We start from the raw sequence: 23845 nt of genomic DNA, 5'->3' as shown, positions 1-23845 counted from the left end.
GTGTTACTTCAGGATTTTGGAGACGACACCAGCACCAATGGTGCGGCCACCTTCACGAATTGCGAAGCGCATTCCTTGCTCAATCGCGATCGCGTTGATCAGTTCTACTGTCATTTTAATGCGATCGCCTGGCATCACCATTTCTGCTTCACTACCATCATCAGAAGTAAAGGCTGTGATTGTGCCAGTTACATCGGTTGTCCGCACGTAAAACTGAGGACGGTAACCAGAGAAAAATGGAGTCTTGCGACCGCCTTCTTTTTCTGTCAATACATACACTTCACCTTCAAATTGAGTGTGAGGAGTAATAGAACCGGGCTTGGCGATTACCATACCGCGTTCAATATCAGCCTTTTGGATACCGCGCAGGAGTACACCGGCGTTATCTCCAGCCATACCTTGATCGAGACTCTTCTTGAACATCTCAATCCCGGTGACAGTGGTGTTACGAGTGTCTCTGATACCCACTAATTCAACGTTGTCGCCCACTTTTACTACACCACGTTCAATCCGACCGGTAGCAACAGTACCACGACCTGTGATCGAGAACACGTCTTCCACAGCCATCAAGAAAGGCTTATCTATAGCACGGTCAGGAGTAGGAATATAGGAATCTACTGCTTCCATCAGGGCGTAGATTTTGTCTACCCAAGGATCTTCACCCTTTTTAACTTTGGGGTTAGCAGTCATTGCTTCGAGTGCTTTAAGACCGGAGCCTGTGACGATGGGAATGTCATCACCAGGAAAATCGTAGCTAGATAATAGCTCCCGGACTTCCAATTCCACCAACTCTAGGAGTTCTGCGTCGTCTACCATATCTTCCTTGTTCAAGAAGACAACTAGACTGGGAACACCTACTTGCTTTGCCAGCAGAATATGTTCACGGGTTTGGGGCATGGGGCCATCAGCAGCCGAAACCACAAGGATGCCACCATCCATTTGAGCCGCACCAGTGATCATGTTTTTGACATAATCAGCGTGTCCGGGGCAATCTACGTGAGCATAGTGCCGCTCGCCGGTTTCATACTCAACGTGAGCCGTATTAATGGTAATACCCCGTGCTTTTTCTTCAGGGGCGTTATCAATTTGGTCGTAGCCTTTACCTGTAGCTTGACCCATAGCGGCCAGAGTCATGGTAATAGCGGCTGTTAAAGTGGTTTTACCATGATCAACGTGGCCAACTGTACCGATATTAACGTGGGGTTTAGTCCTTTCAAATTTTGCGCGTGCCATGAATGCTCGTTTCCTTTTTTAATTAAGCGTTCCCTTTACTTTTCGCTATGATTGCTTCAGCCACGTTGCGAGGTACTTCTTCGTAGCGGCTAAATTCCATTGAGAAGATGCCCCGACCTTGGGTCTTCGAGCGGATATCAGTAGCGTAACCAAACATTTCTGCCAATGGGACTTTAGCAGTTACTTTGGCAATACCATCATCAGATCCCATACCCTCAATTTGCCCACGACGGGAATTAAGGTCGCCCATTACATCCCCAAGGTAGTTTTCGGGAACTTCAACCTCAACTTTCATCATAGGTTCTAAGAGTACAGGTGAAGCTTTCAACACTGCCTCTTTCATTGCCATTGAGCCAGCAATTTTGAAAGCCATTTCTGAAGAGTCTACATCGTGGTATGACCCATCAATCAAAGTTGCTTTGACATCAATCAATGGGTATCCAGCCAAAATACCGGATTCGCAACTTTCTTTCATTCCTTGTTCTGCGGGGCTAATATACTCTTTAGGTACAGTACCACCGACAATTTTAGAAACAAATTCAAAGCCCGTACCGGGTTCGCCTGGTTCCAAATTGATCACGACGTGACCATATTGACCTTTACCACCACTTTGGCGAATGAATTTACCTTCAATTTTGGTGACTTGTTTACGAATTGTTTCGCGGTAAGCTACTTGCGGCGCACCGACATTCGCTTCTACTTTGAATTCTCGTAACATCCGGTCTACCAGAATTTCCAGGTGTAGCTCTCCCATGCCGGCAATCACGGTTTGATTCGTTTCCGGATCAACGTGAACGCGGAAGGTGGGGTCTTCTTCTGAAAGAGATTGTAGAGCTTTGGAGAGCTTGTCCATGTCATTCTTGGTTTTGGGTTCAACCGCTACCGAGATAACAGGCTCAGGAATGAATAGAGATTCCAGAATTACTGGTGAACCTTCATCGGTGATGGTATCACCTGTCAAGGTATCTTTTAGCCCCAATGCTGCTCCCAAATCGCCAGCCCGCATTTCGTCCACGTCCATGCGTTCATCTGCTTTTAAAATCACCAGACGGGAAATGCGCTCTTTTTTGTTCTTGGTAGCGTTCAGAACGTAGCTACCTTTTTTCAGAACACCAGAATAAACTCGAACAAAGGTTAGACGACCATAAGGGTCGGCCATAATCTTGAACGCTAGGGCTGATAGAGGTTCATTGTCATCAGCTTTGCGTTCAATAGTCTCACCATTCGGTAATGTACCTTGAATTGCTGGTACTTCAGTTGGTGCTGGGAGATAGTCCACTACCGCATCCAGCATCAACTGCACGCCTTTGTTTTTAAATGCCGAGCCGCAAAGTACTGGCACAATCTTACCCGCAATTGTACCTTTACGCAGGGCATTACAAATTTCAGCTTCTGTAAGTTCTTCTCCCTCGAAGTACTTATTCATCAGAACGTCACTTGTTTCTGCCACCGCTTCGATAAGCTTGGTGCGGTATTCTTCTGCCTTTGCTTGCATTTCTGCGGGGATAGCTGTTTCCTCAATATCTGTCCCCTGATCGTTGTTGTACATATAGGCACATTTCCGTACCAGATCAACGATGCCGCGAAATTCAGTTTCACTACCAATTGGCAGTTGAATGGCAATGGCATTAGCCCGCAAGCGATCGCACATTTGATCGTGAACTCTATAGAAGTTCGCGCCTGTACGGTCCATTTTGTTGATGAAGGCGATTCGAGGTACTTTGTAGCGGTCTGCTTGTCGCCACACTGTTTCCGACTGTGGTTGCACGCCACCTACTGAACAAAATACTGCGATTACGCCATCTAAAACGCGCATGGAACGTTCTACTTCAATTGTGAAGTCAACGTGTCCTGGAGTATCGATAATGTTAATTTGATGATCTTTCCAACTGGTAGTGATCGCAGCCGCGGTGATGGTAATTCCCCGCTCACGCTCTTGTTCCATCCAGTCTGTGACGGCAGTTCCTTCATGAACTTCGCCAATTTTATGAATAATGCCAGAGTAAAACAATATTCTCTCGGTTGTCGTTGTCTTGCCCGCATCTATATGCGCCGCAATACCGATATTGCGTACTCTCTCTAGCGGGATGGTACGTGCCACAGTAGCCTCCTATTATAGTTTTTGCCTCATGATATCTTGTATATTACTCTTTGTTAAGATTCTATACTTCTACGGAAAACCGTATTCGTCTTTATGAGTCCGCGATATACCGCTTTTATATCCACGATATACCGCCGCTTTTCTTAGTAACGATAGTGGGCAAAAGCTTTGTTAGCTTCTGCCATCCGGTGTGTTTCTTCGCGCTTACGAATTGCATTTCCGGTTTCGTTGGCAGCATCCATTAACTCATTCGCTAATTTACTTGCCATTGTGCGCCCTGGTCTAGACCGGGAAAAATTTACTAGCCAGCGCAAAGCTAGAGTTGTACCTCGGTCTGTGCGAACTTCCATCGGTACTTGGTAGGTGGCTCCACCCACTCTTCGAGCTTTTACTTCCACCAAGGGTGTGGCGTTTCGCACTGCTCTTTCAAAGGTTTCCAAAGGAGCAGCACCAGTGCGTTCTTCAATAGTTTTCATGGCATCATAAACCAGCCTTGCAGCTAGTGATTTCTTGCCATGACGCATTACCCGCCGGATTATCATGCTTACCAGGCGACTGTTATATACGGAATCAGGCGGAACTGGACGCCTTTGAATAACACCACGACGAGACATACTTTACCTTTAATTCGGATTTGTCAACGAAATTATATGCTATCAGACACTGGATATGTGGGCGGAAAAAGCCGCCGTTCAAATTTTGTCTTTTTTTTCTCTACAGTTGCAGCGAGACTGACTGATTAATTTGCTCACTACAACTAGAGAAGGCGATAACATCATAAATTTTAATATTTAGATGCAACCGCTGCGATGCTTACGGCAGCAAGCTACGCTTTGCTGGATACTGCTTTAAATTACCTACTTCTGCCAGCTTCATCCGGCTTTAGCGAGATTTATGCAAAGAAACAGCCAGCGCTGCTAGTTTTTCTGTTCCTAGGTTTTTCCCACTGAATAGGTTAATCGTCATTCAACTACGATTAGTCGCCTATTTTCTACTTTTTCGCTTCTTTAGGACGCTTTGTTCCATACTTGGAACGCCCTTGCTTGCGGTCTTTGACTCCAGCTGTATCTAAAGTACCACGGATAATGTGATATCTTACACCTGGTAAGTCTTTCACCCGACCGCCACGAATCATGACTACTGAGTGTTCTTGCAAGTTATGACCAATACCTGGAATGTAAGCTGTGACTTCAAATCCAGAGGTTAGTCTTACCCTTGCTACTTTACGTAGAGCTGAGTTCGGCTTTTTCGGTGTGGTTGTGTATACTCTTGTACAAACACCCCGACGTTGTGGGCATTGCTTCAGAGCTGGAGATTTCGTTTTCTGACGCGCTTTTTCGCGTTCAGTACGTATGAGTTGCTGTATTGTTGGCATGAGTTACAGCGCGTAAAGCTGCTTAGAGGTCTAAGTTTTAACAAATCCTGATTATATCTTTTTTTTGGCTTTTATGTCAAACTTATTATTTTTCTTAGTTAAACATGACTCTGTGTAGCAATGGAGAAAGAATTACCACAGCCACAGGTAGCGATCGCTTGAGGGTTGTGGAAGCGAAAACCCCCACCCATTAAATCTTCTGAATAATCCAATGCCAACCCATTTACATAATTAAAGCTTTCGTCATCTATGACAACTTTAATACTGCTCAAGTCAAAAACGTGATCGCCAGCTTTTACAGTTTCGTCAAAAGACATATCATAAAACCAACCAGAACAGCCACCCAGCTTAATTGTTAATCTCAACAAAGAATTTGGTTGCTGTTTTAACTGTAATCGCCCAATTTCACTGATGGCTGCTTGACTCAGGTGAATCATAGAATCAATTTTGGCAATAAAAACCCCATCTTAAACATTACAGACGAGTGAATTACAAAAATCACACTTACCCAAAAAAAATTTTGATTGTTTGCGGACAAGATATGATTGTCTTCTTGACTAGGTATTCCCAACCTTGTCTTAATTGATTAGTAGATTACTATGACAACGAGTATATCACTATTGAGTATTACTCCCCAGCAAAATTGTGGCATTGCCGATTTTGAGTAGGGACAACTCATGATATGAACTGCCCCTACATCAAGTATTTTCAATTGAATTGCGGCAAATTAATCATAATTTTTACACTTTAAACAGCACTGTTATGGTGTTAAACCTTGGTACGGGCATAGTCATCTTGGTAGCGAATAATATCGTCTTCACCCAAGTATTCGCCATTTTGGACTTCAATTAAAACTAAAGGAATCACACCAGGATTCTCTAGACGATGAGATGTACATTGAGGAACATAGGTTGATTCATTATTGCTAAGTAGTACTTCTTGCTCACCACAAACAACCCTAGCTGTACCAGAGACAACAATCCAGTGTTCGCTACGGTGATGGTGCATTTGCAAACTGAGGCGGTGTCCGGGCTTGACTTCGATACGCTTAATTTTGTATCCGCGCCCTTCTTCCAAAACTGTAAAAGAACCCCAAGGACGCAGTTCAGTTGCAGCTACGCCTTTATTAGCGATCGCGACGGGTAGAGGCAGGGTGTTAGTTTGTGTGGTTTCTTGAAGTTGAGCCATAGTTACCTCATTGATCGACATAACAAACCGTCATTCCTGTTCAACATTAGTAGAAAAGTTTGGCGTAATTTTACAATCGTAAAACTCATAAATTTAGTTACACCTTGCTAAACATAGCAAAATTAAACTTAAAGGTGTAAAGGATTACTGCCGAAACGGGCATATCTATACCAAGTCTTCATCCAATAAATGGCAGCTTATCCTTAACTTTAAAATTGGTCATTGGGAAGTTACAGTTTCCCCACTGCTTCCTGCCCCCCTGCACCCTGCACCCTGCCCCCCTGCCTCTTCCTGCGCCTTTACTGTTGCTGCAAGAAAACGCCAATACCGTTGTGTACACGAGCCGCAGTATTTGGGGAACGGTCGAGTAGTTGTCCTCCTAGATAAAGACTAGTTGAACTACCACCGTCTAAATTAAGGGCGTTCACACAACCAATATTCTTCATTAATTGGGCGTGTTCCGCCAAGGTTGGGCCTAATCCTCCAGCCCGATTGTGAACAGCCGCAATCATTAAAGAGCCGCTTGCTGTGGTACAAATGCCACTACGAATCGCTTTTTGTGTACTAAAAGCTTTACTAAACTTTTCGCCTTCAGCGTCAAGGACAATTTTATTATTTTGTACCAATAGCGGCCCGGCTCCCATAATTTGGTGATAGCGGTTAAATTCAGCCGAATTAGTGCTGCTAGTAATGCTAACTGCTGTGCCAATAGGCAATTTTGATGCAGTATTAGTCGAATTGGCACGTAAGGTTAACAGGTAGCCATCTGAGGGAATGGGAACGGCTGTTTCACCAGCTTTTCCACCTGGTAGCTGATTTGTAACTCGGTCTTTTTGAACAACAATCAGAACTTCGTTGTCTGTTAAAGGCGTGTAACTGCTTCCCCAAGTCGGGGTATAACGAGCAATACCACTCTGAACGTAGCCACTATTCAGGAATAGAATCGGTAATCTCTGATTATTGGGAGCAATTAAAGTTTCTTGTAAGGTAAGACGACCTAAGTAAAACTGTCCAGAATCATTCCAAGCGATCGCTCCCCGGTTGAGAATCGGCCCTGATAACCACTGATTATCCCGCCGAATTGCCCCCAAAGGTAATCTATTATTCCGGTTGAAATAACCAGCATTGATTGCGGCTACGGCTGAAGACTGCTGTGCCATTTGAATTAGCGGTGCAGTACCCGTTTGGGTGTTGGGTTCTGTGCCAATGGGTTTTAAAGTTAACCCAGCTTGACGGGGATTAATATCTAACCAAACTACAGGAAAACGGTCTGTACCTAAATTGACTAATTGCTGTCGCCAGCGCAATCCAGAAGCCCAAGTAATATCTCGTTGTACGAGCGCATCGGCACGAAGGTCAATTACCAAGCGGTTAGGGTTTGCTAAGGTCATCACCTGGGGAGACATCCCAAAAGGCACACTCAGACTAATAAGTGTACGGTTGTTGACTACCTCCAATTTTGTAATTAGTGGTTCTGGAGTTGGTTGTGCAGGTAATTGTGGGAGTGAAGTTGGCGGCGCATATTGTTGAATTAAAGCTGGGTCGGCTGTGCCTTCTAAGATCACTACCCACTCTCTATTGAGTGGTGTGGTTGCTTGGGTGGTTGGTCCGTCAGAGTCAACAGGTCTATTTATGGGTAAGCCTTGGGAAAGTTGCCAAGGTACTGGGCGATCTAAATCTAAGACGATGCGAGCTGAGTTGAAAGGAGGATTACTTACGCCTGAAGGTTGCTGACTCTGACGAATATTTTTTACTTGGGCGGGTGGAATTGCGATCGCCAAAATATTACCATTGGCTTGAAATTGCCAACCTGCTGTTTGGGCAAAATTAGTAATATCAACATAGCGATACCCTTTTAACAGTCTTGTAGCTAAAATCAGTGGTTGACTAACTGACGAAAACCACTCTACTGGTTGTCTGGCTGGACTGTTGCTGCTTAAAAAATCGACTCCAATGAACTGCCTAAAAGCCCCATCACTCAGATGAGTTTTTAGCTGACCGTCTGTTCCGCGCTGCTGCAACCAAGCCCCTGACAAGGTACGACCATTGAGGGTAATTTGATTACCAGAAGCTAATCCTGGGGCAGGAGAAGTGCGTGACTGGGCGAACAACTCTGAAGTGGGATTAGGATTAATTGGGGATTTTTGGGCGCTAGGAGCTTGGGTAGCAGACAAACACAATATCGTAATTGCCACGATTATTGGTGCTATAGACCGGAATAACTTTTGTTTAGCCTTTTTAGTAATAGGGCTGTGATGTTTTCTGATGGGGCGATTTGACATTTTTACAGATACTTTTAAAAAATCTACTGGTAGTTGAATCTGTGAGGAAAGTTTTGATGGCTCTGAGCAATAAAGCCACTGAATTTTGTCCGATGCTCACGCTCCTTTCCTCTGACGCAATATCTTCAACAGACGTAATTTATCGCGTTTGAGTCTCACCACTGAGTTAACTAATTGTGAGGAAACCTTAAAAAATAGTGATTTTATTTTTGAATAAATATGATAGCCTGTATATTGGCTATCTATCTCTTGTAAAACTTAAAAGGTAATCATACCATTAAAAGCACTGTTACTAAGTGTTTTAACTATCACTTATTTCAGTAGGACTATACACAGTAGTTGTAGTGCTTCAAACTGAGTGAGAATATCTCATCCTCACCGATGATTGCTATTTAAGTGAGGTCTGTGTTGTTGCAATACAGATAATAATGTTCAGCAAAAAATAAAGAATATATACAACAACAGATATTTCTAGGAATTTTCAACTGGTCATGTTGTATAATACCTTGATTTTGTGCATGAATCAGGATTGTTTTGGCCTTTAAAACGCTGGTTGTGTTATTTGTAAGCCAAACACGTTTTATTTGAAAGCTAATCTGAATCTGGGAAGAGGGAATTGAGCAAAAAAATAGCTATGGATAACCCTACGTGACGCTATCACGATATAAATAAAGGGCTGTGAGGGCGGTATAGTCTCACATATCATTCCCACCAAAGGTATAAAAAAGTACTGCACAGATTTTAACAGGGTTAAAGAAGAAAAAAAACCGGAGTTAAAATTTTTTTCCCTAAAATTTCGGTTTGTTTATGTATTTCTCACAGGAACTAACTTTAGCCCTTCGGCTACGCTCAGGACTAGCAAATTTTTCTCACAAATATTGGCAAGATTTGTGACTAACCATCTCAGGAACAGGCTATGAAAGATAAAGCGATGCATCAATCACAAGAAATGAATTTTTCAGATATTAAATCTCAGGAGAACTATCAGGGACAAAGGTGGTTAGTAGAAGAACGAGATGCCTGTGGTGTAGGTTTTATTGCTCATCGCCAGAATCATGCTAGCCACGAAATTGTCACAAAATCTTTAGCTGCTTTGACCTGCTTAGAACACCGGGGTGGTTGTAGCGCTGACCAAGATTCTGGTGATGGTGCAGGAATATTGACAGCTATCCCTTGGGAGTTGTTCCAAAAGGACTATACTGCTGGAAATGTGGCGGTAGGAATGCTATTTTTACCCCAAAATCCCGAAATAGCCGCAAAAGCTAAAGCCACTATTGAGCAAATAGCCGCAGAAGAAAAATTAACTGTACTGGGTTGGCGAGTAGTACCAGTGCAGCCTCATTTACTGGGGAGACAAGCAAGAGAAAATCAACCCCAAATAGAACAAGTTTTTCTCGCATCAGCCGATAAGAGTGGTGAAGAACTAGAAAGAGAACTGTATATCACCCGCAGAAGAATTTTCAAAGCTACCAAAAATATTTCCGAAGAATTATATATTTGCTCCTTGTCCAGTCGCACAATTGTTTATAAAGGCATGGTGCGTTCTGCTATTTTGGGAGATTTTTATCTAGATTTAAAAAACCCAGCTTACAAAAGTGCTTTTGCTGTTTATCATCGCCGCTTTAGTACTAATACACTACCGAAATGGCCTCTAGCCCAACCAATGCGGCTATTGGGTCATAATGGTGAAATTAATACTCTACTGGGTAACATCAACTGGATGACGGCACGAGAAGCCAGCCTGAATCATCCAGTATGGGGCGTTGGCGGAGCCTCTCCGAAGGAGAATCGCGCGGATGAATTCAAGCCCTTAGTTCACATTGATAATAGTGACTCGGCGACTTTAGATAACGTCCTAGAATTAATGGTGCGTTCTGGACGTAGCCCCCTGGAAGCCTTAATGATGATGGTTCCAGAAGCATACCAAAATCAACCTTCTTTAGCTAAATATCCAGAAATTGTCGATTTCTACGAATATTACAGTGGTCTGCAAGAATCCTGGGATGGTCCGGCGCTTTTAGTATTTAGTGATGGTGAAAAAGTTGGCGCGACATTAGACCGAAATGGTTTAAGACCAGCACGTTACGTCATTACTAAAGATGATTATATTGTTGTGGCTTCCGAAGCTGGTGTAGTTGACATCCCAGAAGCCAACATTGTGGAAAAAGGCAGACTTGGCCCAGGACAAATGATTGCTGTGGATTTAGTCAATCATGAAGTGCTGAAAAATTGGGAAATTAAGCAGCGCATCGCCAAGCAGCATCCTTATGGGGAATGGTTAAAACAGTATCGTCAAGAACTGAAACACCTTGTTAGTCAGCCTTCATCTGTGAATGGTAATGGCAAGAGTCATTCCCCTACAAATACAATTGATAAACAAACCTTACTACGTCATCAATTAGCCTTTGGCTACACCACTGAAGATGTAGAAATGGTAATTCAGCCAATGGCGGCTGAGGGTAAAGAAGCGACTTTCTGCATGGGAGATGATATTCCTTTGGCGGTGCTGTCAGAAAAACCCCACCTGCTGTATGACTATTTCAAACAGCGTTTTGCTCAAGTTACAAACCCAGCTATTGACCCGTTACGGGAAAAGTTGGTGATGTCGTTGAATGTGGAACTGGGTGAACGGGGTAATTTACTGGAAGTGAAGCCAGAACACGCCCGAAAACTGAAGTTAGAATCGCCTGTGTTGACTGAAACGGAATTGGAAGCGATTCGGTTATCAGGATTTGCGACGGCGGAATTATCGACGTTGTTTGCTATTGCTAACGGTCCCGATGGTTTGAAAGAGGCTGTAGAGTCTTTGCAATCACAAGCTGCGGAATCTGTCAAGGCAGGGGCGAAGATTTTGATTTTGAGTGACCGCCACCTGGAAGGAGAAAGTGGTATCGGGACTGAATATACCTATATTCCCCCTTTGTTAGCCGCAGGTGCTGTACATCATTATTTGATTCGCCAAGGATTGCGAACAAAAACTTCGCTGATTGTGAATACAGCCCAGTGCTGGAGTACACATCATTTTGCTTGTCTGATTGGTTATGGTGTGGATGCTGTTTGTCCTTACACAGCGTTGGATACTGTCCGCAATTGGTGGTTTGAACCTAAAACTCAAAGCTTCATGGAACGGGGTAAAATTGCTACCCTGACTTTAGATGAAGCTATCGGAAATTACCGTCAAGCCATAAATTCCGGGTTACTGAAAATTCTCTCTAAAATGGGAATTTCTCTACTTTCCAGCTATCAAGCCGCACAAATTTTTGAAGCTATTGGTATCGGTGGGGATTTATTAAAACTGGGATTCTATGGCACAACTTCCCGCATCGGTGGGTTGAGTGTGAGCGAATTGGCGCAAGAGGTGCTGTCTTTCCATAGCAAGGCTTTTCCAGAACTGACGGCGAAGAAATTAGAAAATTTGGGTTTTGTGCAGTGTCTTCCCAAGGGTGAATACCACATGAACAACCCGGAATTGGCAAAGGCGCTGCATAAGGCTGTGGATGGGAAGCAATATGACCACTATGAGGTTTATAAACAGCATCTGCAAGGCCGACCGGTGACAGCTTTGCGTGATTTGTTGGATTTTGAAAGCGATCGCTCGCCCATTCCTTTAGACGAAGTAGAATCAGTCAGTGAGATTCTCAAACGCTTCTGCACTGGTGGAATGTCTTTAGGCGCGTTGTCACGAGAAGCCCATGAAACTTTAGCGATCGCCATGAACCGGATTGGCGGAAAATCTAACTCAGGGGAAGGCGGCGAAGATCCAGTCCGCTATAAAGTTCTCAATGATGTAGACGCAGCAGGTAAATCGCCCACTCTGCCCCATTTACATGGATTACGGAATGGTGATACTGCTTCTAGTGCCATTAAGCAAGTCGCATCAGGACGCTTTGGTGTCACACCAGGATATTTAAGCAGCGCCAGACAAATTGAAATCAAAATTGCCCAAGGTGCAAAACCTGGGGAAGGTGGACAACTACCAGGGCCAAAAGTTAGTCCTTACATTGCGATGTTAAGGCGTTCCAAGCCCGGTGTGACACTGATTTCACCACCACCGCACCATGATATTTATTCCATTGAAGATTTAGCACAGCTAATTTTTGACCTGCACCAAATTAACCCCAAAGCCCAGGTATCAGTGAAACTGGTGGCAGAAATTGGTATTGGGACGATTGCGGCTGGTGTAGCGAAAGCTAACGCCGATATCATTCAAGTATCTGGTCATGATGGTGGTACTGGTGCATCACCTCTGAGTTCAATTAAACACGCTGGTTCACCGTGGGAACTGGGTTTAAGTGAAGTACATCGAGTTTTGATGCAAAATGGTCTGCGCGATCGCGTAATTTTGCGTGTAGACGGTGGGCTAAAAAGTGGTTGGGATGTGGTAATAGGTGCATTAATGGGTGGTGAAGAATTCGGTTTTGGTTCCATCGCCATGATTGCTGAAGGCTGTATTATGGCGCGGATTTGCCACACGAATAACTGCCCTGTGGGTGTTGCTTCTCAGAAGGAAGAACTCCGCAAACGGTTCACGGGAATGCCGGAACACGTTGTGAATTTCTTCTGCTTCATTGCTGAGGAAGTGCGTCATCTCTTAGCCAGACTGGGATACCCTTCTTTGTTGGATATCGTGGGACGTGCTGATTTGTTGACAACACGCGCCGATGCAACAGTTACTAAAACCCAAGGACTCAACCTCGACTGTTTACTTCAGCTACCAGATGCCAAAAATGATCGTAGCTGGTTGGTACACGAAGAAGTCCACAGCAACGGTGCGGTGATCGATGACCAATTCCTGGCTGACCCTGAAATTCAAGCGGCTATTAGTAATCAATCCACTGTTAGCAAAAGCTTAAAGTTAGTCAATACCGATAGAACAGTGGGCGCACGGTTGGCTGGTGCGATCGCTACCCAATATGGTGATAGTGGTTTTGAAGGACAAATTAACCTCAATTTCCAAGGTAGTGTGGGACAAAGCTTTGGTGCTTTCAACCTTCCTGGCATGATTCTCTCATTAGAAGGAGAAGCCAACGACTACGTAGGTAAGGGAATGCACGGTGGCGAAATCATCATCAAACCCCCGGCTGATGCCACTTATGACCCAGCAGAAAATGTCATAGTTGGCAATACCTGTCTTTATGGTTCTACTGGTGGGGTATTGTTTGCCAACGGTTTAGCCGGAGAACGCTTTGCTGTACGCAACTCTAAAGGTATGGCAGTAATTGAAGGGGCTGGGGATCACTGCTGCGAGTATATGACTGGTGGCGTGATTGTTGTCCTCGGAAAAGTTGGGCGTAACGTCGGTGCGGGGATGACTGGGGGACTGGCTTATTTCTTAGATGAAGATAATTCATTCCCGGAATCAGTTAATCCTGAAATTGTCAAAATCCAGCGAGTGCTGACAGCCGCCGGTGCAAAACAACTGCAAGAATTAATTAAAACTCATGGCGATCGCACTGGTTCACCAAAAGCGAAAATGATTCTGCAAAATTGGTCAGAATATTTGCCTAAATTCTGGCAATTAGTACCACCGTCTGAAGCTGATAGTCCCGAAGCAAATCCCCAAGCTGTTCTGGAAAAACAGTTGAGTTCAGTTTAATTGCGAAAAACAAGATCCCCGACTTTTCTAAAAAGCGGGGATCTGAACTTTGTAGTATTTTCAGGATAAATATTACTTTTTATTTGCTAACAATCTTTGCTCCTTATCTTCCATTGCTAGAAGTTCGGGAATAGTCACAAAACTATAGCCTTGCTGGCGAAACTTACTAATAATTTCTGGTAATGCTTGTACAGTTTGGGAACGATTACCACCCCCATCATGTAATAATACAATACCTCCTGGTGTGGCGTTCCTGAAAACATTATTCACTAAGTTTGGAACACTAGGACGTGAATAGTCTAAGGAGTCAGAGGACCACATAATGATGGCATACTTGCTATTTCTAGCATAGGCAGCTACCCCATTATGCATGATCCCCCCAGGTGGTCGAAACAAATTGGTTTTTACACCTGTAGTTTGATAAATCAAATTTGAGGTGTGATCAATTTCATAAGCAGCTACCTGTTGATTCATGTAATGATACCAATGATGCCAAGTATGATTAGCAATAGAGTGACCTTCAGCAACTACTCGCTTTGCTAAGTGGGGATAATTTTTCACATTCTGTCCAACGACAAAAAATGTCCCTTTGATATTATTTTGTTTGAGAATATCCAGCACTTGTGCAGTAGTTTCAGGCCAAGGGCCATCATCAAAGGTGAGAGCAATTACTTTCTTACCTTTAATTAGTTTTGCCTCCTTAATGGTTGCTCCTTGAAAGCGTGCTGGGGCAGCAGAGGCTAAACCCTTAGTGTTGGCTTCTTCTTGCCAACTGTTAAGCATCGCTGTCTTTAATTCCTCAATCCTCTGCTGAGTGCCGACTTTAGCAGCAGATAAATTATTGATATCTATACTTTGTTTTCTCTGAGCCTCAGAAGCATCGGGTTTGATGAGTAACATTAAGCTAACGCTGAAAGTAGTACTCAAGGCAAGTAACGCAATTAATATTCCTTGCGGCCAGAGAAACGATTTATTATTTTCCACTTCATAGCTCCTTCAAGGTACTTAATAGCACACTTGTTTCTAAATATTAGATACACAAAGTTTGACTGCTAATCCAGAATTTTTGGATACAGAGTCACCGAAATTTAAGAAATATGGGCTATGACTGATAAGGCTTCAACTGTAACCTAGATAATCTGGTTTTGGCTGAACAATAGCCAGACAATATTTGTGAATATTTAATACTCAGGACTAACTGTACTAAGGAATTATTCTGAAAATTTGGATTATCTAGAATTTTTAGTATAATTCAGCACTTATTGACATCACTTACCTTTTAAGAAAAAGTTAAAATTTTAACTGACTGACTGTCACTTTTTAACTGCTATGAAGTAGACGGACGATGACCAACTGCATATAGTTTCCCATTATTAAAGTAAACTTAGCAGTTACTCTCTATACTGTTTACTCATTTATTTCGCATAAATTTGTTCGGCACTCAGCAATACAGAAAGCTATCATCTAATGATTGTCAAAAGATGATGGTAATTTGAGATATACGTCCATTTCGAGCAAAAAAATGGCTATTAAGCTTGGTTGTGGGGTCTCTGATTCTTTGGCTAATATTTTTAGGAAACTTACCTCTACGGGATTGGGATGAGGGGACTGTAGCACAGGTTGTCCGTGAAATCTGGCGCGCCCCAGTTGGTTCGATGCGTTGGCTTTACCCCATATTGGGAGATGAACCATATTACAACAAACCACCTCTCATCCATATACTAGTTGCTTGGGCTTACTCTCTAGGAGGAGTGAATGAGTGGACAACACGCTTACTTAGTGCAATTTTAACTGCCTTGGGAGTACCTATACTGTACTTAGTCGGAGGTTTGGTTTTTCAGCAGAATTTGCCAGCTTTGTTTACGGCTTTGGTTTACTTAACAATGTTGCCTGTAGTACGTCATGGTAGACTGGCGATGCTGGATGGCGCGAGTATTACTTTTTTCTTATTATCGTTATTTTTCTTCCTAAAAGCTCGTCAAAATAAATACTACGCTCTAAGTGTGGGCATTTGTCTGGGGCTAATTACTCTAACCAAGGGGATGCTGGTTTTATTGCTGGGTGCGATCGCTTGTTTATTCCCTTGCTATTTTCGACAATGTATTTAGTTTTAGGACTATTAATGAGTTCGCAATCCTGGATTTGGGAGTTAAATGAAGCATTTCCGGTCAAGCCTGTGGCGACATTAATTCGCGCCCATATTTCCCCAGGAACTAAAATTTATACTTCTTTTGCATATCAGCGTCCAAGTTTAGATTTTTACTGTGATTGTCAAGTCATCCCCGCAGATATCACAGTTTGACAACAAATGTGGTCAAATAAATCTTCTTTACTATTAGATCATGCCAGTTTACAGAATCTCAATTTATCCGGCGGTCGAGTCTTAGGCACATCTGAAGAATTTACCTTAATTTCGCCACCAAGGTCATAATTTTTGCGTTTTTATGTTTGACCAAGGTTATAAATGCTTATTGAATAAATACACATCGTCACTTTGAAATTGTAATTTAAATCTAGGTTCGGATTTTAGTTTATTTACTAAGCTATTAGCAAATGCTTCATTACTTCCCCAACCTGGATGACGTACATTCAATAATACATAATCAAAAATATGCAAGTCAATTGCAGGGGAACTAGCATCTGTAAACTTAATTAGTTTGCGGTGACTTAAATGGGGGGAAATTTGGGATGTTGTATAAACACCTCCTTGGGGTGAAACTAAGGAAACTGCTTGTTGTGTGGCTTGCAAATTATCTAAATATCTCAAATATCTACCGCCAAAATGGGTGAATTTTGCCAAACACAGAAATGCGATTAATGACCAGATAATAATTCCTCGTCTATGTTGTAGCCATCCTTTACCCACAGCCAAACTAGCAATTACAGCTAATATTAGAAATGGTAAAGCTGGTAATGAATATTGATGAACCAAATCTTTTTGGGCTTGATAATCAGCTAAGAAGTTAATTACTATACAGGGAATAGCAGGTATTAAGGGCTTGAGACTAGCAGAGGAAAAACCCCAAACTATAGGTATAAATAATAAAATTAAATATCCAAAGTTATCTAGTGAAAAAAGATTTTCTAGTATTATTACTGGGTTAAATATTAAATTTTTAAAAATTTCAAAAACTGAATTACCTAAGTAGCTATAACGCCCTACTGCTGCTGCTTCTCTACCACTAAATACAGGAATAATTATTTGAGTAGCGATTAAAAACCAACTCACACCTAAAAAAATAGCGATCGCACCAAACAAACGTCGCTTCTCACACAACAGTAAATAAAAACCCATTGCTACAACAGTCAGGGAAAGTACTGCTTTACATCCCAAAACTAGAATCATCGATAAGCAAAACCAAACTATTTTTCGTTCGCGTGCTGCTAAAATTGCACTTAGTAGTAAAGGAACAGCAATAACTTCAGGGTGGAAATCAAATAAGTTGGCATTAAAAACCACTGGATACAACAAATATACAACACCCATAGCCATTGCTTGGCTCTCTTTTAATCCTGCTGCAATGGCTAAATAGTATGTCGGTAAAGCACCTAAAGATAAAGAAGATGCTTGTATGGCAAATAACCAATAAACGCTGGGATAGATTTTATAAAATACAGCTAAAGGATAAAAAATCCAAGCAGCATGATCACCGAAAATGTGGAATCCGATGAAAGAAGAGATAGGGTTTTGACCTTGACTAATTAAGTAAGTGGCTTGGTCAAAAATACCCAAGTCAAAAGCAGTTGATTGAAATAAAATATGTCTTAAACTACTAGCGGCAAATAAAATTAAAGTACTCACACCAATCATCCAAGCAACAGCACGAGGTGGAATGAGTCCTTTGTGCCATCGCCCTAAAAAAATATTTTTAGTTAGCATCTTGATATTTAAAACACATAATTAACTACCTGTATTCTGCTAATTATTGCCTAAAACTACTGAAACTACAATCCCAAGTATTATTTCAAAATTTTGGGTGCAAAGGTGTGAACTATAGATGAGAAAAACCCAGAGGGGCGATATTCATTCCAAGAATCATCAGCCATCTGGGGCGGGAGAGTGTCAAACTGGAAGTTGTTTGTAAATTTTAAAGCAATTGTGAAAGCTATTACTCTTGTTGGTTCTACTGGCTCAATCGGTACTCAAACTTTAGATATCGTTACTCAGTATCCAGATCAGTTTCGGATTGTGGGATTGGCTGCTGGGAGCAATGTGGAGATGTTGGCGGCTCAAATTCGGCAGTTTCGACCAAGTATAGCAGCGATTTCGGCTGAGGAGAAATTACCAGAACTCCAAGAAGCGATCAAAGACCTTGATCCCCAACCAATTCTACTAGCTGGTATTTCTGGGGTGATAGAAGTCGCCCGTTATGGTGATGCAGAAACTGTGGTAACGGGTATTGTGGGTTGTGCTGGTTTATTACCAACCATCGCCGCGATTGAAGCTGGTAAAGATATCGCTTTGGCGAATAAAGAAACTTTGATTGCTGGTGGTCCTGTGGTTTTACCTCTAGTAGAAAAACATGGTGTCAAATTATTACCGGCTGATTCGGAACATTCAGCCATATTTCAGTGCCTTCAAGGTATCCCCAAGGGTGGCTTGCGGCGAATTTTGCTCACGGCTTCTGGTGGCGCTTTCCGTGATTGGGATGTAGAAAAGTTAGCTCAGGTGACGGTTGCTGATGCGCTGAAGCATCCTAACTGGTCGATGGGGCGGAAAATTACTGTAGACTCAGCCACTTTGATGAATAAGGGTCTGGAAGTAATTGAGGCGCATTTTCTGTTTGGCTTGGATTATGAAGATATTGATATTGTCATTCATCCCCAGAGTATTATTCACTCTTTAATTGAGTTGCAGGATACATCTGTTTTAGCTCAACTCGGTTGGCCGGATATGCGTTTACCTTTACTCTATGCTTTATCTTGGCCTGAGCGCATCTACACTGATTGGGAAAGGCTGGATTTGGTGAAAGCGGGTAATTTAACTTTCCGTGAACCAGACCACCAGAAGTATCCTTGTATGCAATTGGCTTATGCTGCTGGTAAAGCTGGGGGTTCCATGCCGGCGGTGTTAAATGCTGCCAATGAGCAGGTTGTGGCGTTATTTTTAGAAGAGAAAATTCGATTTTTAGATATTCCCCGATGTATCGAATTAGTGTGCGATCGCCATCAAAATGATAACTGTACAAATCCTGCTTTAGATGACATTTTGGCAGCAGATCAATGGGCAAGACAAGAAGTTTTAACAGTAGCTGACAAGTTAGAATCTTCTCCTCAAGTAATTTCGCTACATCAAACAACTCGATAGGACAACAGTATTAGTCATCCCGGTACAGAATGTAGAGACGTTCAATGTAACGTCTCTGCAAGGGATTTTAAACACTAATTTTAGACTTTATGTAATTAGATAATTTATATATATTTAACAATCCACCCAAAAAATTTACTAAGTTATTATATAAAACAATATTTTGAGCTAAGAATTGGGAAGTTATCCTAGTATACTTAGGAAATAACAATTACTCAAAAAATTTCCTAAAACCTTTATGGTAATGATTATTACAGCTTGGGTGCAATATTTTTTACAATAGTAATTGTTCAACTAATAACTATTTACTGTAGCCCTCAAATAAGGATAATTTTAAGGAATTGATATTGATGATTCCTACCTTAATTCTTTCTTGGATAGTCTTTGTCTTCTTGTTAAAAATTCTCAAAACTACTTTGAAGAATGCTTTAACAATTGCGGCAATACTGGTTTTGTTAAATATCGGGTTTGGGATTACACCTCAAGATATTTGGCATCAAATCACACAATTTGCTCAAATAATTTCGCCGAACTGAGTGCTGAGTGCTGTAAAGCCCTGCGGGCATGGCTGCGCTTAAAGCGGTAGCGGGGCGTTGAGCAGCGTGCTGAGTATAAACCAATTAGGGGCGGGTTTATTAAAATTATTATTGGTAATTGAACATATCTATAAACCCGCCCCTACATCAAGGCTATCAGTAATCAACAATGTTCTAACCTCCTTGGCGGTTGCGATAATAAATTAACTTTTTACAAGAAAGTAATTATGTGAATACGGCGATTAATTAAAATAAAAACAAGGATGAAGGAGAATATGTTCAAGCAAAGCTACGATCAGCTGTTTGCCAAACATCTGCATTCTTCATCCTTTTTTGTTAATTATTGGGTAAAGTGGAAATCTTAGCTAACGCGTCCTTAACAGTTGGAGGTAGCTGACGCATAATTTTACCTCTTTCGCGATCCAACCCTACTAATGTCACTTTAGCAGTAGTATATAATTCCTGTCCGTCAGTTGAGACAATTCCATAATCCCAGTTCATGCGGACACCAGTGACTTCAGCGATACGTATTTTGACGATCACTGCCATTCCTAAATGAATTGCACGGTGATAGCGTACTGAAAGTTCTACAACTGGTAAGTCGCAGCCTAAAGTTACTAAATCAGCAAAATCAATGCCGATGGATCTCAAACATTCTACCCTGGCTTCTTCCATCCAAGCGATATAAGTGCCATGCCAGACAACACCTGCATAGTCAGTATGATGGGGTTGCACTCTCACCGGATATTCAAACCAACTTTCAAATTCCGGGTTCGATGGTAGATCAATGGCGCTGGTTGGCGGTAATTGTGCTGGAATTGGTTGTTTTTCCGACATTTTTGAGTTTCTTAACAGCTATGAATGTTTCACATCTGACAGAATTCTCTCATAAAGTTTTCATTAAAGAATTTAAAATACGTGACAGCCCAAGAGTAATTTTAAATAGGTAATGTGAGATGGCAAACTCAGTCACAGTTACCTATTACCAATTACTAGCCATAGATTTCCAATGCGAGGGCGACTATTGGAACCTGTTTTGAAGTACCGCATCTGATACAGTCAGCCCTAGCACTTTTTGGCCAGGGTTTTATTACCTGAACTAGCTGATGTAGATTCTTTGACAAGATTAGCCAGTTCTTGTAACTGATTAATTGCCTCTGCACCTTCTAATTTCATTAATTCGCGGTCGTCTCGCATTTCTGTCCAAGTAATCCCGTAATCGGATACCAAGAATCGAATTAAGTGATTGTCGCCCAAGCTAACCATAAATGAAGCACTATTCATTTGGTCGCCGCAGGTATAACAGGACGCAGGATATCCCCGTCGTTCTAGTACAATTGCCAAGGCTTGTAGGTTCATTACCAAGTCTTGGACGAATTGTCGGTGTTGATGCGCTAATCTCAGAAACACGTTTTTCCTCCAGACACCACAGTGATTTTAATGTCTTTTATATTTTCTTTAGCTTTTTTCATCTACTGGTATTGTAAACTATTTATTACATTTCCCAGAATCTAACGAAATCGTTAATTGACTACCTTGCTTAGGGTAGTAGATAAATATTTAGCTTGCCGTATCAAACTATTCAATTTGTAAGTTCAATTTATCAGACAGATTGGATAAGCTTAACTTTTGTTAATATATTTCTGTCTGACTAAAGGATTCCGTTCTAAGAGTAACGCAAATTCGGTATTGGTAAACAACAGAAAAGTTACGGATATCATTTTTGTTGGACATATACTGGTAGGTTCATCTCTGGCTAAGGCTTTAAGAATACTTTAGTATTTTTTATATCCTTTATCGGGTGGTTAACCGATGTGTCCGGAAAGAAACTGGACTTTATTACTGCTAGGCGGAATACGTCAACTCTTTAGCCTTCGTCAGAACAAGTATCTTCACTGTTGCACACGAATTTTGTGGGCGAGAGGTTCAGAGATTTTTAAGTAATTCCCACAAGAGTCCCAAATACTTACCCTAAATATCTACGACTTAATACTGAAAGTAACCGAACATTGCATAAGTGTGTTGCCATTTCGCCAGTATTTTTCCATATTCCGAATTTGTGCTGCCAAAGCTACTAAAACACCTAAATTTTACTTAATTAGCAGAAAAAATAAGTTACGTTAGCTACATAAAACTTATTTTAAGTAGACCAAATTTAAATAAATTTGACAAACTAGGGAGTTTTCTCCTTGAGCCGGGAAACCACCGCTATAGTTAGGACGTTGAGTATAGCGGTGAGTATTTTAATAGACTACTTCCCACCAACCGAAGGCGGGACCGATAAAACGGATAGTTATCCACGCCACAACGATCGCACCAATACAGAACCAGGTACTACGAGTAGTCAACTCCATAAACTTTTGGGATTGGGTTTTGGTGATGGGAACCCAAGGTAAGATGCGTGTATCTTGACCGTAGTTATCTCCCATTGTAGTTTTACGACGCTTTGCTTCACCCATAATTAGGAATTCAAATTTAATGAGGTTTTAGGTTTAAACATAACTTGCACCAAAATTGATGATAGCAAGCTCTAGGAGGCGATCGCTTTGGAATTGACAAAACGTAAATACTCAACTAGTCGGGATCTTCCTCACTCGGATGGGAAAAGAGACTGGGATCAAGGTAGTTAATCCGTGCTAGAGGACTGAGAACAGCCAGGACTTGCGCGCCATAGCTACGGTTAACTACACGGCTGTCTAGTAAGGCCACAATGCCCTGACTTTCTCTGACTGGTGCGATCGCGCGTTGTAATTCATTCAAAGCAGTTGGTAATAAAAATAACCGAAACCAATCTTGATGCGATCGCTTGTAGTGAGCAACTCTACCAGCCACGAGGGGATTTTCTAAAGATGGTAACGGTAAAGTGGCAATAATTAATAGATGAGGTGCAGGTAAAACCGATTGATGCGATCGCCAAAATTCCCAGCCACTGATCAAAATCCCATTCTCATCCAAACAAGTTTTTTCCACCTGCACCCGTGAACCAAACTCAGAAGCCAAAATAGCACCGACTTGAGCCTTCAGTGGCACATCTCCCACCAATACCACCGTTAAACCTGGGGCTGCGGCACTCAGACACAGCAGTGTCCGAACCTTGTGAATAAATGCGGCTTGAAACTCTGGGGTATTGGGTAAAGGCAACTTATGGGGTACATACAATTGAATTGCTGTCCCTTGATGATCATTAGAAAACTTCAAACAAGTTACATCATCTAAACCCAAACGCTGACGAAATAATGGGGCTTCAGTTTCAGGTTCCAAGGCACTACCAATTAATACCACTGGTTGTCTGTGCCAAATAGCCTTGAGACTTTCGCCTAATTCAATCGGGGTGTAGTGTAAAGAAAATAACCCTTGACGACGGGCGATCGTTGCCCAGAAGAGATTAGATGGGGGGAGATTTTCGTTACTGGTGGAGAATTGCTGCCAGAAATCTTTCCAGGAGTCTGGTAATGTTTCCACTGACTCCAGTTGTGAATATAAATCACTGAGAATCTCTACTTCTCCTTGGGAAATGAGATAGCACTGATATGGATTAGCTGGATGCTGAAACAGTTTGTGTGTTAGCTGCGCCCGTGTAGAGCGAATTATTTCGGCTTGGTCGGGACAAGCTAACATGAGTTGATCCCAGTCATGGGGTTGAATATCTTGGGTAAGCTGATCACGTACCCAATCTTCTAGATCATCTACGCCATCAATAATTGTGGGAATGCCTGGAGGAAAACTATCAGCAGATGTGAACTGCCCTTTTAACCAAGCTTCCGGGGAAGTGAGGAGTAATCCTTGAAAATCATTTCCCGGCCAAACTTCACCTGTCCTAATGGGTTTATTCGCTTGTAGCCACGGCTGGAGACGAGGAATTTCCACTTGCAGGAGACGCTGCTGTACTGCTGCTGAGGCGACAATAATTACAGGGCCATGCCACATCAAGGCCGATGCCACAAAACTCGTGCGATAACGACCTTGATAGCCAGAAACCGCCCCCACTTGAATTAAGGCACTACGTCCCAGACGCAAGGCGCGTGCTACCAACCGTGCCATCGTTAAATGATGGGGCCAGGAAGGAAACCCCGCCTGCGATCGCAGGAAGTTATGTAGTGACAAATGAACTTCAGCCTCAATCACAAGCTTTTCATCCCATACAAAGTGATTTCTAATTCCAATCGCCCCATTTCTATTATCTTGTAGAGACGCGATTCATCACGTCTAGACATGAGTTGTTACTA

16 protein-coding genes and 1 pseudogene are annotated in these 23845 nt (G+C 42.2%); 4 read left to right on the top strand and 13 right to left on the bottom strand.

Annotation, left to right across the window (positions count from 1 at the left end):
• Positions 1–3: 3 nt before the first annotated feature.
• The 7 genes from tuf to ACM0OW_RS09875 all read right to left on the bottom strand — a co-directional run bounded on the left by tuf (position 4) and on the right by ACM0OW_RS09875 (position 8179).
• Positions 4–1233 (bottom strand): elongation factor Tu, encoded by a 1230-nt coding sequence (tuf, locus tag ACM0OW_RS09905; RefSeq protein WP_414549884.1) that lies wholly within the window; start codon positions 1231–1233, stop codon positions 4–6.
• A gap of 22 nt (positions 1234–1255) precedes the next feature.
• Positions 1256–3334, bottom strand: coding sequence for an elongation factor G (gene fusA, locus ACM0OW_RS09900; RefSeq protein ID WP_414549883.1), 2079 nt, complete (start codon positions 3332–3334; stop codon positions 1256–1258).
• A 143-nt stretch (positions 3335–3477) separates the two neighbouring features.
• Positions 3478–3948 (bottom strand): 30S ribosomal protein S7, encoded by a 471-nt coding sequence (gene rpsG, locus ACM0OW_RS09895; RefSeq protein ID WP_006196399.1) that lies wholly within the window; start codon positions 3946–3948, stop codon positions 3478–3480.
• Between the two features lie 377 nt (positions 3949–4325).
• Positions 4326–4709, bottom strand: coding sequence for a 30S ribosomal protein S12 (rpsL, locus tag ACM0OW_RS09890; RefSeq protein ID WP_006196398.1), 384 nt, complete (start codon positions 4707–4709; stop codon positions 4326–4328).
• A gap of 98 nt (positions 4710–4807) precedes the next feature.
• Positions 4808–5146, bottom strand: a complete 339-nt coding sequence (locus tag ACM0OW_RS09885) for a HesB/IscA family protein (RefSeq protein WP_414549882.1) — start codon at positions 5144–5146, stop codon at positions 4808–4810.
• Positions 5147–5477: 331 nt separating this feature from the next.
• Positions 5478–5897: a cupin domain-containing protein gene (locus tag ACM0OW_RS09880; RefSeq protein ID WP_323213000.1), complete on the bottom strand. Its 420-nt coding sequence runs from the start codon at positions 5895–5897 to the stop codon at positions 5478–5480.
• A gap of 299 nt (positions 5898–6196) precedes the next feature.
• The gene (locus ACM0OW_RS09875; RefSeq protein WP_414549880.1) at positions 6197–8179 is read right to left on the bottom strand and encodes a phosphodiester glycosidase family protein; all 1983 of its coding nucleotides are present in this window, start codon (positions 8177–8179) and stop codon (positions 6197–6199) included.
• Between the two features lie 916 nt (positions 8180–9095).
• On the opposite strand from ACM0OW_RS09875, the gene ACM0OW_RS09870 reads away from it, so the two are divergent.
• Entirely contained in the window at positions 9096–13775 is a 4680-nt protein-coding gene (locus ACM0OW_RS09870; RefSeq protein ID WP_414549879.1) for a glutamate synthase-related protein, read from the top strand.
• Positions 13776–13847: 72 nt separating this feature from the next.
• On the opposite strand, the gene ACM0OW_RS09865 is transcribed toward ACM0OW_RS09870, so the two are convergent.
• Entirely contained in the window at positions 13848–14759 is a 912-nt protein-coding gene (locus ACM0OW_RS09865; protein ID WP_414549878.1) for a polysaccharide deacetylase family protein, read from the bottom strand.
• A gap of 515 nt (positions 14760–15274) precedes the next feature.
• Between ACM0OW_RS09865 and ACM0OW_RS09860 the strand changes: the two are divergent.
• Positions 15275–16206: pseudogene (locus ACM0OW_RS09860) on the top strand (ArnT family glycosyltransferase).
• Positions 16207–16233: 27 nt separating this feature from the next.
• Here ACM0OW_RS09860 and ACM0OW_RS09855 read toward each other — a convergent pair.
• Positions 16234–17655 carry a DUF2079 domain-containing protein gene (locus ACM0OW_RS09855; protein ID WP_414549877.1) on the bottom strand — a complete coding sequence of 474 codons (1422 nt, stop codon included), beginning with the start codon at positions 17653–17655 and terminating at the stop codon, positions 16234–16236.
• Positions 17656–17874: 219 nt separating this feature from the next.
• On the opposite strand from ACM0OW_RS09855, the gene dxr reads away from it, so the two are divergent.
• Together dxr and ACM0OW_RS09845 are read left to right on the top strand one after the other, a co-directional pair.
• Positions 17875–19083, top strand: coding sequence for a 1-deoxy-D-xylulose-5-phosphate reductoisomerase (dxr, locus tag ACM0OW_RS09850; protein WP_414549876.1), 1209 nt, complete (start codon positions 17875–17877; stop codon positions 19081–19083).
• Positions 19084–19433: 350 nt separating this feature from the next.
• The gene (locus ACM0OW_RS09845) at positions 19434–19619 is read left to right on the top strand and encodes a hypothetical protein (protein ID WP_414549875.1); all 186 of its coding nucleotides are present in this window, start codon (positions 19434–19436) and stop codon (positions 19617–19619) included.
• Positions 19620–19955: 336 nt separating this feature from the next.
• On the opposite strand, the gene ACM0OW_RS09840 is transcribed toward ACM0OW_RS09845, so the two are convergent.
• The 4 genes from ACM0OW_RS09840 to ACM0OW_RS09825 form a co-directional block, all read right to left on the bottom strand.
• Positions 19956–20456 (bottom strand): acyl-CoA thioesterase, encoded by a 501-nt coding sequence (locus ACM0OW_RS09840; RefSeq protein ID WP_414549874.1) that lies wholly within the window; start codon positions 20454–20456, stop codon positions 19956–19958.
• 228 nt (positions 20457–20684) lie between these two features.
• Positions 20685–21029 carry a DUF1815 family protein gene (locus ACM0OW_RS09835; protein WP_414549873.1) on the bottom strand — a complete coding sequence of 115 codons (345 nt, stop codon included), beginning with the start codon at positions 21027–21029 and terminating at the stop codon, positions 20685–20687.
• 833 nt (positions 21030–21862) lie between these two features.
• Positions 21863–22078 (bottom strand): DUF2839 domain-containing protein, encoded by a 216-nt coding sequence (locus ACM0OW_RS09830; RefSeq protein ID WP_414549872.1) that lies wholly within the window; start codon positions 22076–22078, stop codon positions 21863–21865.
• Between the two features lie 115 nt (positions 22079–22193).
• Complete coding sequence (locus ACM0OW_RS09825; RefSeq protein WP_414549871.1) at positions 22194–23744, bottom strand: ATP-dependent DNA helicase; 1551 nt, start codon at positions 23742–23744, stop codon at positions 22194–22196.
• Between the last annotated feature and the right edge of the window lie 101 nt (positions 23745–23845).

The organism is Anabaena sp. CCY 0017, assembly GCF_963920885.1.
In the GTDB taxonomy this organism is placed as follows: Bacteria; Cyanobacteriota; Cyanobacteriia; order Cyanobacteriales; family Nostocaceae; genus Nodularia.
The sequence above is the reverse complement of the archived record's forward strand: the minus strand, read 5'-3'. Positions and strand labels throughout refer to the sequence as shown.

What these genes read in the sequence shown, in the direction of transcription:
- ACM0OW_RS09880 (WP_323213000.1), bottom strand. Translation starts at nt 5,897, where the DNA reads ATGGCTCAACTTCAAGAAACCACACAAACTAACACCCTGCCTCTACCC.
- ACM0OW_RS09885 (WP_414549882.1), bottom strand. Translation starts at nt 5,146, where the DNA reads ATGATTCACCTGAGTCAAGCAGCCATCAGTGAAATTGGGCGATTACAG.
- rpsL (WP_006196398.1), bottom strand. Translation starts at nt 4,709, where the DNA reads ATGCCAACAATACAGCAACTCATACGTACTGAACGCGAAAAAGCGCGT.
- ACM0OW_RS09870 (WP_414549879.1), top strand. Translation starts at nt 9,096, where the DNA reads ATGAAAGATAAAGCGATGCATCAATCACAAGAAATGAATTTTTCAGAT.
- rpsG (WP_006196399.1), bottom strand. Translation starts at nt 3,948, where the DNA reads ATGTCTCGTCGTGGTGTTATTCAAAGGCGTCCAGTTCCGCCTGATTCC.
- ACM0OW_RS09855 (WP_414549877.1), bottom strand. Translation starts at nt 17,655, where the DNA reads ATGCTAACTAAAAATATTTTTTTAGGGCGATGGCACAAAGGACTCATT.
- ACM0OW_RS09845 (WP_414549875.1), top strand. Translation starts at nt 19,434, where the DNA reads ATGATTCCTACCTTAATTCTTTCTTGGATAGTCTTTGTCTTCTTGTTA.
- tuf (WP_414549884.1), bottom strand. Translation starts at nt 1,233, where the DNA reads ATGGCACGCGCAAAATTTGAAAGGACTAAACCCCACGTTAATATCGGT.
- ACM0OW_RS09830 (WP_414549872.1), bottom strand. Translation starts at nt 22,078, where the DNA reads ATGGGTGAAGCAAAGCGTCGTAAAACTACAATGGGAGATAACTACGGT.
- ACM0OW_RS09875 (WP_414549880.1), bottom strand. Translation starts at nt 8,179, where the DNA reads ATGTCAAATCGCCCCATCAGAAAACATCACAGCCCTATTACTAAAAAG.
- ACM0OW_RS09840 (WP_414549874.1), bottom strand. Translation starts at nt 20,456, where the DNA reads ATGTCGGAAAAACAACCAATTCCAGCACAATTACCGCCAACCAGCGCC.